At 66.0% G+C, this 11030-nt stretch carries 8 protein-coding genes and 3 pseudogenes; 6 read left to right on the top strand and 5 right to left on the bottom strand.

Features of this window, described 5'->3' with window-relative positions:
- A pseudogene (locus HNP46_RS31185) lies at positions 1-522 on the bottom strand (IS3 family transposase); the annotation flags it as partial.
- A 42-nt stretch (positions 523-564) separates the two neighbouring features.
- Positions 565-756: pseudogene (locus tag HNP46_RS31180) on the bottom strand (IS30 family transposase); the annotation flags it as partial.
- Positions 757-821: 65 nt separating this feature from the next.
- Between HNP46_RS31180 and HNP46_RS31175 the strand changes: the two are divergent.
- Positions 822-1107: pseudogene (locus HNP46_RS31175) on the top strand (integrase core domain-containing protein); the annotation flags it as partial.
- Positions 1108-1686: 579 nt separating this feature from the next.
- Here HNP46_RS31175 and fnr read toward each other — a convergent pair.
- Positions 1687-2397, bottom strand: a complete 711-nt coding sequence (gene fnr / locus HNP46_RS31170; RefSeq protein ID WP_184596858.1) for a fumarate/nitrate reduction transcriptional regulator Fnr — start codon at positions 2395-2397, stop codon at positions 1687-1689.
- Positions 2398-2681: 284 nt separating this feature from the next.
- Between fnr and HNP46_RS31165 the strand changes: the two genes are divergently transcribed.
- From HNP46_RS31165 to HNP46_RS31145, 5 genes are all read left to right on the top strand, one after another.
- The gene (locus tag HNP46_RS31165; protein WP_184596856.1) at positions 2682-3437 is read left to right on the top strand and encodes a hypothetical protein; all 756 of its coding nucleotides are present in this window, start codon (positions 2682-2684) and stop codon (positions 3435-3437) included.
- 106 nt (positions 3438-3543) lie between these two features.
- On the top strand, positions 3544-4848 hold the full coding sequence (locus tag HNP46_RS31160; protein ID WP_184596854.1) for an NAD(P)/FAD-dependent oxidoreductase: 1305 nt from the start codon (positions 3544-3546) through the stop codon (positions 4846-4848).
- Positions 4849-4862: 14 nt separating this feature from the next.
- Positions 4863-5414 (top strand): helix-turn-helix domain-containing protein, encoded by a 552-nt coding sequence (locus tag HNP46_RS31155; protein ID WP_184596852.1) that lies wholly within the window; start codon positions 4863-4865, stop codon positions 5412-5414.
- Positions 5415-5490: 76 nt separating this feature from the next.
- Positions 5491-6840 carry a glutamine synthetase family protein gene (locus tag HNP46_RS31150; protein WP_184596850.1) on the top strand — a complete coding sequence of 450 codons (1350 nt, stop codon included), beginning with the start codon at positions 5491-5493 and terminating at the stop codon, positions 6838-6840.
- A gap of 245 nt (positions 6841-7085) precedes the next feature.
- Positions 7086-7244, top strand: coding sequence for a YqaE/Pmp3 family membrane protein (locus HNP46_RS31145; RefSeq protein ID WP_184596848.1), 159 nt, complete (start codon positions 7086-7088; stop codon positions 7242-7244).
- Here the strand turns inward: HNP46_RS31145 and HNP46_RS31140 are convergent.
- Both HNP46_RS31140 and HNP46_RS31135 read right to left on the bottom strand, forming a co-directional pair.
- Entirely contained in the window at positions 7241-8809 is a 1569-nt protein-coding gene (locus HNP46_RS31140) for a methyl-accepting chemotaxis protein (RefSeq protein WP_184596846.1), read from the bottom strand. The two genes, HNP46_RS31145 and HNP46_RS31140, sit on opposite strands and share 4 nt — an antisense overlap.
- Entirely contained in the window at positions 8806-10986 is a 2181-nt protein-coding gene (locus HNP46_RS31135) for a putative bifunctional diguanylate cyclase/phosphodiesterase (RefSeq protein WP_184596844.1), read from the bottom strand. The genes HNP46_RS31140 and HNP46_RS31135 overlap by 4 nt, the downstream gene beginning before the upstream one ends.
- Positions 10987-11030 lie beyond the last annotated feature (44 nt).

The raw sequence follows: 11030 nt of genomic DNA, 5'->3' as shown, positions 1-11030 counted from the left end.
TGAGCTCGGTGAAGGGTTCTGCTGGGGCTTCATGGATGCCAACACCTCGTTGCTAAGCAGCTGATTCCTCCAGTTGTACAGCGAAGGCCTGGAGACCCCCAGCTCCTGGGCCACCACTTGGGCACTGCTTTGCCGCAGGCACAGCGCCATGACCGCAGACTGCTTCGCCTGCGGTGACATCGCTTCGTGGGCCTGTCCCACACGCGGGTGCTCTGCAGGATACGCGTCCCGAAGCCAACCGGCGAGCAGCGCCCTGGACGGGAAGCCCAGTGCCTTGATCGTTACCGAGAGACAACGTCCGTGGTCAAGGTAGTGCTGAATCGCTTGCTCCTTGTGGGCGTTCGTGTACTTCGGCTGGCGCGTGTACTTGGCGGATAAACCCTGAGGCTGCTCGAACTCTCTGTACCAAGCCTTGAGTGCGTTCTTGGTCGGATAGCCGAGCTGCCGAATGGTCAAGCCCACCCGCTTGCCGAGTTTGATGTAAAGCCGAACGGCACGTTGCCGATCCTCGTATGAATACATGAGCTACCACCTCAGGTAGTCCAAGAAATTGTCCGCACCTCCCATGAACAATGGCATCCCGCCGCGATGACGGAACCAGCGTGCACCTACCGCTGACGATACGCCAACGGCCTCTGCCGCCTTTTCGCTTGTGATCCCGGTTGCGATCTGTTCCCAAAATAACCGCTCGGTCTCACGGCGAAGTAATGGCGCACCTGGCGAGCGCATTGCCCCTCGCCCAGTCAATTGCTGCATCCATCCTGCAGGTCGCCCCATAAACACCCCCATGATCAAAGGTGTTGCGACGACCAGTTGAATGCGCCCAGTACGTCTCGATCCGCTACACCGAGCGACTGGCCGAAGCCGGCATCGAGCCCTCGGTTGGCAGTAAAGGCGATAGCTACGACAACGCCCTGGCCGAAACCATCAACGGGCTGTACAAGGCCGAGCTGATACACCGTCAATCATGGAAGAACCGCGAGGCTGTCGAGATGGCGACCTTGAGATGGGTGCACGCGTCTGCTGAGCTCGATCGGCTATATCCCGCCTGCGGAGGCTGAGGCAAACTTCCACCGGCAACAAGCAAGCCAGGCCATGGCGGCCTGACTTAAACGAAACGGCCTCCACGAAATCCGGTGCGATTCAAATAGCCAGCAGAAACTCTGTGAAGAACAATATTTAGGAGAAATGTTAGTGAAATAAATGTAATATAAATCAATTGCTTATGATTTACTAATAGTTAGCCTCATTCAGATACAACGATGGTGGTGTGATCGGGACGTGATCACCTGGTGGAGCGGGCCGCGCTCGGGCGGGCATTGTGCCGTCCTGGGAATTGCACCGCTGTCGCGGTGATCGCGGAGAAGCTCCGCTCCTACAAAGGCGGGGTTCGTGTGATCGGATGGGCTGGCGCCGGGGCTTTCCCCCTCACCCCAGCCCTCTCCCGGAGGGAGAGGGAGCCGTCCGTGCCGGTTGAAGCCACGGTTCCATCCTGCGCTGATCAGCCCTCTCTCCCTTTGAGCGGGGCGCGCGGCCAGGGTTAGGGTGAGGGCGTTCCGAAGCTCCGATGCTCGGGCGATTCGCGAGCAAGCTCGCTCCTACAGATTCAAGGCTGGGCTGCTGCGTTGCGGCAGTTGCTCTTCGTAGGAGCGAGCTTGCTCGCGAACCCCGCCCCCACGCTGAAACTCAGAGTTCTACCTCACCCCCGGCCAGCGCGCACAGCTCGGTGAAGTCGACGATCTCCGTCTCCCGCCCATCCACCCGGATCAGCCCGTGCTTCTGCAGGCGGGTGAAGCTGCGCGAGACCGTCTCCACCGCCAGCCCCAGGTAGTCGCCGATCTCGTTGCGCGACATGCTCAGGCGGAAGCGCGTGGCGGAGAAGCCGCGCTCGCGAAAATGCGCGGAAATGTTCAGCAGGAAGGCGGCGATGCGCGAGTCCGAATTCAGCCGCGAGAGCAGCAGCTTCATCTGCTGATCCTCGCGGATCTTGCGGCTCATCATCAGCATGATCTGGTGCGACAGCCCGGGAATCTGCGCCGACAGTTCCTCCAGCTGGTGGAACGGAATCTCGCTGCACAGCGTGCTTTCCAGCGCCTGCGCCGACACCGGGTAGCTGCCTTCGCCCATGCCGGAGAAGCCGAAGATCTCGGTGGCGAAGTAGAAGCCGGTGATCTTCTCCAGGCCCTGTTCGTTGGTGGTGAAGGTCTTGATCGAGCCGGAACGCACCAGGTACACGCTGTGGAACGGGTCGCCCTGGCGGAACACGAAGTCACCCTTGTGCAGCAGGTGCCCCGGCTTGATGATCGCCTCCAGCTCCTGGACCTTGTCGTCGCTCAGGGTCGGCGGCGCCAGCCGGCAGTTCTTGCAGTACGGTTGCGGTTTGATCAACTGATTCATCCCTATCCTCATGCGCCACGCGCGAAATGAAGCGGCCCTCGGGCGCATTGCCCCCACGTAAAACCATAGCAACTGAACGTGATCTGTCATCCGTCGCCGGGACGGACGCGAAGTTGGGCAATGGATTTTTCATACCGGCTTGACCCTTTCTTCACCGCGCCGCCGTCAGTCTCCACGACCATGCGCCAGGGGGTTATCGGGGGAGCCCATGGACTCCGGGGTGCAGCGACGCGAGCGGTCGGGAGGACGCGCGTCGATCCCGCTCATTCTCCGGAGATAAACCCGTGAACAAACTGCCACAGATCACCCTGGCCTTCTGGGTGATGAAGATCTGCGCCACCACCCTGGGGGAAACCGCCGGCGACCTGCTGTCGATGACCCTCAACGTCGGCTATGCGATCAGCTCGCTGATCCTCATCAGCCTGTTCCTCGTCACCCTGGTCGGCCAGCTTGCCAGCAAGCGCTACGTGCCCTGGCTGTACTGGCTGGTGATCCTTTCCACCAGCACCGCCGGCACCACCATGTCCGACTTCATGGACCGCACCCTGGGCCTGGGCTACGCCACCGGTTCGGCGATCCTGATCAGCATCCTGGTGGCGATCTTCGCGGCCTGGCGCTTCAGCGGCACCTCGCTGTCGGTGGACAACATCCGCAGCTTCAAGGGCGAGATGTTCTACTGGATCGCCATCCTCTTCTCCAACACCCTGGGCACCGCGCTGGGCGACTTCCTCGCCGACGATTCCGGCCTGGGCTTCGCCGGCGGTGCGCTGCTGATCGGCAGCCTGATCGCCGTGGTGGTGCTGCTGCACTACTTCACCAAGTTGTCCTCGGTGCTGCTGTTCTGGGTGGCCTTCGTGCTGACCCGGCCGTTCGGCGCGACCCTGGGCGACGTGCTGACCAAATCCCACGAGAAGGGCGGGCTGGACTTCGGCACCATCGGCTCCTCGGCCATTCTTGCCGCCATCCTGGTGGCGCTGGTGGTGGTCAGCGTGCGGCAGAAACGCGAGGAGCAGGGCAGCGCCGCGGTGCTGTCTTCCTGACGAGACGAAACGCAGCCCGTCCTGCCGAAGCATGACGGGCTAGCCTTGTGAAATTTGTTCTGTTATTTTTCATGAAAAATAATCAGAACAATTTCACGAGGTCGCGATGTTCCTGCGTTCCAGCGAGCCGGTCGGCACCTACTATGCCGGCGCCAACCCCGAGCTGATCCAGCCCCGCGAAGCCCTTCGCGAGCCGCTGGAGTGCGAAGTCCTGGTCATCGGTGCGGGCTTCAGCGGCCTGCACACGGCGCTGCAACTGGTCGAAGGCGGCCGCCAGGTCTGCATGATCGAGGCCAGCCGCATCGCCTGGGCCGCTTCCGGGCGCAACGGTGGGCAGGCACTGCCGGGCTGGTCCAGCGACCTGGGCCCCCTCGAAGACGACCTCGGCCACGAAGGTGCGCTGCGCCTGTGGCAGGGCATGCTCTGGGCCGCCCACGAATTGCGTGACCTGCCGCAGCGCCATGGTTTCGACTGCGACTACCGCATCGGCCACCTGTGGACCGCCGTGCTGCAACGCCGGGTTGGTTCGCTCTACGACTGGCAGGCCGAAGCCAATCGCCGCTGGGGTTATGAGGGCCTGCAGTTCGTCCCCCGCGAAGAGCTGCCGCAGTGGATCGCCAGCGACCGCTACCAGGCTGGCCTGTACGACCCCAACTCCGCGCACCTCAACCCGTTGAAGCTGGCCTACGGCCTGGCGGGAGCCATCGAGCGCGCCGGTGGGCGCATCTTCGAGCAGACCCGCGCGCTGAGCTTCCGCGAGACCGGCAGTGGCTACGAAGTCACCACCGAGCTTTCTAATGGCGAGCGGAGCAGCGTGCGCTGTGCCTCGCTGGTGCTGGCCTGCAACGCCTACATCGACGGGCTGGACCGCGACGTCTCTGAGCGCATCCTGCCGGTGGGCACCTATCAGGTCGCCACCGCGCCGCTGGGCGAAGAACTGGCGCGCTCGCTGCTGCCGAAGAACTGCTGCGTCACCGACAACCAGTTCGTCCTCGACTACTTCCGCCTGACCCCCGACCACCGCCTGCTGTTCGGCGGCGGCTGCACCTACCTGGGCGGCATGCCCGCGGACATCCGCGCCGCCACCCGTCCCTACGTCGAGCGGGTGTTCCCGCAGCTCAAGGGCGTGGAGCTGGAATATGCCTGGGGCGGGCACATCGACTGCAGCATGCGGCGCACCCCGGACATCGGCCGACGCGGCGACCTCTACTGGCTGCAGGGCTATTCCGGTCACGGCGTACTGCCCAGCCTGGCCGCCGCCCACGCGGTGAGCGAAGCCATGTTCGGCCGCAGCGACGAGCTTGACCTCTATCAACGCATCCGCAATCCCGGGTTCCCCGGCGGCCAGCGCTTCGCCGCGCCACTGGAAGCCGTCGGCAAGGCCTGGTATCGATTACGGGATTTCATCTGAATCCGGACCCTGCCATGACCCAGACGGCCACCAACGAACACCTTGCCACGCTGATCCGCGACCTGCGCAAGCACAAGAACCTCACCCTGGGCGAGCTGGCCGAGCAGATCGGCCGCTCGGTGGGCTTTCTCTCCCAGGTCGAGCGCGGCCTGTCGCAACCCACCGTCGCCGACCTCACCGCCATCAGCGAAGCGCTGGGCGTGCCGACCACCTACTTCTATGCCGGCGACACCCGCCGCGAGCGCGACTGGGTGACCCGGCCGAACGATCGTCGCACCCTCTACTACGCCGGCGGCGTCACCGACATCCTCGCCTCGCCGAACATGTCCGGCGGCTTCTCCATGCTCGACAGCATCCTCGCCCCCGGCGCCACCAGTGGCGAAGGCCACCTGGACGACAGCTCGGAGCAGGGCGGCTTCGTCCTCGAGGGCGAGCTGACCATCTGGTACGAGGACGACACCATCACCCTCTACCCCAACGACAGTTTCCAGCTGCCGCCGCACAGCCAGTTCCGCTACGGCAACCTCACCGACAAACCCACGCGGGTGCTGTGGATCTTCACCTGATTTCCCAAGCCAGCCCGCGAGGGTTGGCTTGGGAAAACGATCCGGCCGCGCCCCACACAAAGGCCCCAGAGAAATCATGAACCGCCCGATGCATCCCGACCTGCTCAGCGAAGTCCGCGCCTTCCGCCAGCAATACCCGGACATCCGCTACGTCGACCTGATCTGCCTGGACATTCCCGGCCACTTCTACGGCAAGCGCTACCCCGTGGACATGCTGGAGAAAGTCGCCGCCGGCAGCCCGCTGAAACTGCCGCAGAACTGCGTGCTGCTGGGCGTACAGGGTGGCCTGCACCCCATCGGCGACTACTGCTTCAATGACGGCGACCCGGACGCACCGCGCCGCCTGATCCCCGGCTCGCTCAAGCCGGTGCGCTGGGAGAACCAGCCGCTGGGGCAGATGCTGATCAGCTCCGACGGTACCGAGGCGCCCATCGAATTCGAGCCGCGCGAAGTACTCGCCCGCGTCATGCAGCGCCTGGAGGCCAAGGGCATCCGCCCGGTGGTGGCTTTCGAGCTGGAGTTCTACCTGTTCGACAGGAAGCTGGATGCCGGCTTGCCGCAGTACCCGCGCGACCCGCTGTGCGATGACGAGGACGACCAGCCGAACATGCATATCGAGCGCCTGTCGCGCTTCTCCGACGTGCTCCATGAAATCGTCGAAGCCTCCCGCGAGCAGGGCGTGGACGCCAACGTCATCACCGCCGAGATCGGCCCCGGCCAGTTCGAGATCAACTTCGCGCACTGCGACGACGGCCTGCACGCCGCCGACCAGGCCGCGCTGTTCACCCGCGCTACCCGTGGCGTCGCGCTCAAGCACGGCTACCGCGCCAGCTTCATGAGCAAGCCTTACCTGCATGCGCCGGGTAGCGGCATGCACGTGCACGTCAGCCTTTACGATCGTGACGGCAACAACCTGCTCGACCGCGACAACCAGCAGGCCCTGCGCCACGCCGTGGCTGGCTGCCTGGAACTGCTGCCGCACTGCATGCCGATCTTCGCTGCCAACCACAACGCCTACCGCCGCTATGGCTCCCGCGTGAACGCCGCGAGCAAGGCCAGCTGGGGCTTCGAGGACCGCGACGCGTGCATCCGCATTCCGGAATCTGACGGCAAGAACCTGCGCATCGAACACCGCCTGGCCGGCGCCGACGCCAACCCGTACCTGGTGCTGGCGGCGATCCTCACCGGCATGGAGCACGGCCTGGAAGCCCGCCAGGAACCGATCCCGCCGCTGAACGAAGACCGCGACAGCGGCATCGACTTCCCCCGCGACATGCTCGGCGCCGTCGCCGAGATGGAAGACCACCCGGTGGTGAAGGAAGGCCTGGGCAGCGAGTTCGTCTTCGTCTACTGCGAGAACAAGCGCCACGACCACCTGGACTTCATGAACGAAGTCAGCGCGCGGGAGTACCGCTGGTTCCTCTGAGGCTTCACGGCGGACCTGAAATCTTCGCGGACAGAGTCCGCTCCTACGCATGAGGCGAGCGCCGGTGTCTCCGGGGGCATAGGAGCGGACTCCGTCCGCGATTGTCTGCCCGCCCAAGCCATCGGCACCGGCTTGCGCGTGTTCATCGATGGGGTACTCCGCCAGGCGCCGCCAGATTCTCTGAACCCGCTTCGCTTGCCCGCGGTCAATTCCTTGCACGAGGCAATCTCACAAGGAGCCACCGCATGGACCTCATCCGCATCATCATCGCCATCATCCTGCCGCCGCTGGGCGTGTTCCTCCAGGTCGGTTTCGGCGGCGCGTTCTGGCTCAACATCCTGCTGACGCTGCTCGGCTACATCCCCGGCATCGTCCACGCCGTGTACATCATCGCCAAGCGCTAACCCGCGCGGCTGCCCTCCCAGAAATGCTCCGCCAGCATCCGTAGTTCCGCCGACAGTTCCGCCATCCGCGCAGCGCTGCGCTGACAGGTGCCGACCTGCGCCGCGTTGCTGTCGGCCGAGCCGCGGATGGCGTGCAGGCTGCGCTGCACGTCCTCGCTGGCGGCGCCCTGTTCCTCGATGGCTTCGGCGATCTCCAGGCTCATGCGCTGGATCGCCGAGACCTGCTCGCTGATCTTCTCCAGCGTGCCCGCCGCCTGGCCGGCCTGGGCCAGGCTGGCCACCGCCTGCTCGCAGCACAGCCAGAGCGCCCGTACCGACTCCTCGGCGCCCTGCTGGAGATTGCCGACCAGCGCCTGGATGTCTCGCGCCGAATGCTCGGCACGCGAAGCCAGGGCCCGCACCTCGTCGGCGACCACCGCGAACCCACGTCCGCTTTCCCCGGCGCGCGCTGCCTCGATGGCGGCGTTGAGCGCGAGAAGATTGGTCCGCCCGGCGACATCGCGGATCACCTCCAGCATCCGCGAAATCGCCTCGCTGTGTTCCTTCTGCTGCTCGACCGCCACGCTGGCGGCACGCACGCCGGCCTCCAGTTCCGCCAGTTGCCCGCGAGTGCCGTGGACGTCCTGATGGCCGGACTGGGTAATGCGCTCGCTGCACTGTGCCGCCACCGCGCTGTGCTGCGCATGCCGGGCGACTTCCTGGACGCTCTGCGCCAGCTGCTGCATGGCGCTGGCGACCTGCTCCGTCTCGCGCTGCTGCAGTTGCGTGGCGACGCTGCCACCGGCCATGGCGTCGGCCAGCGCGGCGGCATGTTCGGCCAGTTGCTGCGAGGCGTCGGCCATGCGCCCGACTACCGCGGCGGTCTCCGCTTCCCGCATGCGCAAGGCGAAATCCAGCTCGCCGAATTCATCCGCGCGGCCCGAATAGAGCTGCTGGCTCAGCGGGTTGTCGGCGATCTTCCGCGCCCGCCCGAGCAGCGCGCCGAGTGGCTGCAGGCGCAGCACCAGCCAGGTGCCGGACGCCCCCAGCGCCAGCAGGAAGCCCAGTATGGTCAGCTTGGGTAGCAGTAGCGCCAGCAGCGCACCGCCGGCCTGCGCCAATACAAGCCCGAGCACCAATTGCGCCACCAGCGGCATACGGGGGCGGCGCACAGACAGCCCTTTGCGCATCCGCCCGTAGAGACGCTCCGCCGCCTCGATCTGCGCGGCGCCAGCACGGGTCCGCACGGATTGGTACTCGACCACCTTGCCTCCATGGCGGATCGGCGTGACGAAGGCGCTGACCCAGTAGTGGTCGCCATTGCGGCAGCGGTTCTTCACCAGCCCCATCCAGCTGCGCCCGGCCTGCAGCGTCTGCCAAAGGTGGGCGAAGGCGGCGGGCGGCATGTCCGGGTGGCGTACGCGGTTGTGGTTGAAGCCCAGCAGCTCCTCGGCGGAAAAGCCGCTGATCTGCAGGAAGTCCGGGTTGACGTGGGTGACCGCGCCTTTCAGGTCGGTGGTGGAAAGGATGTTGGCGTTCACCGGGACATCCACCTGGCGCCCGCTGACGGGCAGGTTCAGCTTCATCGCGGGTGCTCCAGGCTGGCGTGGAAGAGTTGCTCGGGTGCCAGCGGTCTGCTGAACAGGAAGCCCTGGGCGTGGCGGCAGCCTTCGGCGCGGAGGAAGTCCAGATGCTCCTGGCGCTCCACGCCCTCGGCCACCACTTCCAGGCCCAGGCTGTGGCCCAGGCCGATGATGGCGCGGCAGATGGCGCTGAGTTCCGGGTCGTCCGGCAGGCGGGTAATGAAGCTGCGGTCGACCTTGAGGATGTGCAGCGGGTAGCGCTTGAGGTAGCCCAGCGAGGAGTAGCCGGTGCCGAAGTCATCCAGCGCCAGGCGTACGCCCTCGGCGGCCAGTTCGCGCAGGCAGGCGAGGGTTTCCGCACCGTCCTGCATCAGCAGGCTCTCGGTGATCTCCAGCACCAGGCTGTGCGGCGCCAGGCCGCTCTCGGCGAGAATCTGCTGGACCCGCGCGGCGAAGCCCGGCTGCTGCAGCTGGCGGCTCGACAGGTTCACCGAGCAGTACAGCTCGCGGTGTCCCTGGCGCTGCCACTGGGCCGTCTGCCGGCAGGCCTGGCGCAGTACCCAGTCGCCGACGCGGACGATCTCACCGGACTCTTCCAGCGCCGGAATGAAATCCAGCGGCGACACCGTGCGGCCCTCGTGCTTCCAGCGCAGCAGCACCTCCACCGCCTCCCAGCGCGGCGGATCGCAGTCCAGCTGCACGATGGGCTGGTAGTGCAGGCTGAATTCCTCGCGGCGCAGCGCCTGGGCCAGTGCGCTTTCCAGCTCCAGGCGGCGCTGCGCCTGCTCCTGCAGCTCGCGGCTGAAGCGCGCGTATTGCGCCTTGCCGGCCTCCTTGGCGCGGTACAGCGCCAGGTCCGCGGCCTGCAGGGTGTCGATGGCCTGGCCGTCGCCGATCAGCCCGGTGATGCCGATGCTGGCGCTGACCACCAGGGTGCGGCCGTCCACATGCAGCGGTTGGCGCAGGCAGTCGAGCATGCGCTGGGCGACCTGTTCGGCATCGACCAGGCTGGCCAGATCGTCCAGCAGCACGACGAACTCGTCGCCGCCGAAACGTGCCAGGTGATCGCCTGGGCGCAGGCAGCGCAACAGACGTTGCGCAACCTCCACCAGCACCCGGTCGCCCACCCCGTGGCCGAGGCTGTCGTTGATCAGCTTGAAGCGGTCCAGGTCGATGAACAACAGGCCGGACTCCCGCGCGCCGGGGCGGCTCTGGCGCAGCAGCGCCTGCTGCAGCAGCTCGTCCAGGCGCAGGCGATTGCCCAGCCCGGTGAGCGGATCGTGCCGCGCCGCGTGGCTGAGCTGGTGCTCGCTGGCCTTGTGCTGGCTGATGTCGGTCTGCGAGCCGGCCATGCGCCCGTCGGTGACGATGCCGCGCGCCAGCACCCAGAGGTAATTGCCGTCGCGCTGGCGGATGCGGTACTCGTGGCTGAGCAGGGCGCTGCTGCCGCGCAGGTGCGCGTCGATGGCCTTGCGCAGGCCGGGCAGATCGTCCGGGTGCACGCGGGCGAACCAGCTGGTGCTGCCTTCACCGAGGTTGTCGCGGGACAGCCCGAGCATGCGTGCCCAGCGGTCGGAGACATACAGTCGGTCGTTGCCCAGGTCCCAGTCCCAGATGCCGTCGTTGGCGCCGCGCAGGGCGCGCGCGTAGCGCGCCTCGCTGTCTTCCAGCGCCTGGCGCTGGGCGGCGCCGTAGGTATCGATGGCCAGCGACATGTCGAAGAACACCCGCTTGAGCAGGCTGGCATAGGTGTTCGCCTCGGGCGCATCGCCCAGCAGGTCGGCGAGCATCTGGTCCAGGTACAGGCGATAGGCGCCCAGGTACCACTTCAGCTCGACGCCGACCTGCTGGTGCACCAGCCCGATACGCAGGCGATCGCGCACATAGTCGGCGTCCTGCGGGGCGTCCCACAGCTGGCGGTAGTAGTCGAGCTGGCTGCATTTGAGCCGCGCCAGCGTTGCCGGTTCGGCGAGGATCGACGCCAGCGGCGGGTACTCGCGCAGGTGATCGTAGAGCTGCTCGACGAAGCGCTGGTGGCAGCGCTCCAGTTCGCCGGCGCGGCCATGCAGGTGCCGCCCATCCTCGTCGCGCCACTCCAGGTAGTTCAGGCGCTGATCGACTTCCATCGTCGACAGGCCGATGCGCTCGAGCACGCTATCGAGCTTCGGTCCCAGGCCCATGTTCGGCTCCTTGCGGGTCTGCTGTTTTTGTCGGGCATGAAAAA

Source organism: Pseudomonas nitroreducens (assembly GCF_014204515.1).
Lineage (GTDB): Bacteria > Pseudomonadota > Gammaproteobacteria > Pseudomonadales > Pseudomonadaceae > Pseudomonas > Pseudomonas nitritireducens_A.
This window is presented reverse-complemented; position numbering and strand designations above follow the sequence as displayed.

Bases quoted from the DNA above. Each gene is read 5' to 3' on its own strand.
- HNP46_RS31135 (WP_184596844.1), bottom strand. From the start codon at position 10,986: ATGGGCCTGGGACCGAAGCTCGATAGCGTGCTCGAGCGCATCGGCCTG.
- HNP46_RS31160 (WP_184596854.1), top strand. From the start codon at position 3,544: ATGTTCCTGCGTTCCAGCGAGCCGGTCGGCACCTACTATGCCGGCGCC.
- HNP46_RS31140 (WP_184596846.1), bottom strand. From the start codon at position 8,809: ATGAAGCTGAACCTGCCCGTCAGCGGGCGCCAGGTGGATGTCCCGGTG.
- fnr (WP_184596858.1), bottom strand. From the start codon at position 2,397: ATGAATCAGTTGATCAAACCGCAACCGTACTGCAAGAACTGCCGGCTG.
- HNP46_RS31150 (WP_184596850.1), top strand. From the start codon at position 5,491: ATGAACCGCCCGATGCATCCCGACCTGCTCAGCGAAGTCCGCGCCTTC.
- HNP46_RS31145 (WP_184596848.1), top strand. From the start codon at position 7,086: ATGGACCTCATCCGCATCATCATCGCCATCATCCTGCCGCCGCTGGGC.
- HNP46_RS31155 (WP_184596852.1), top strand. From the start codon at position 4,863: ATGACCCAGACGGCCACCAACGAACACCTTGCCACGCTGATCCGCGAC.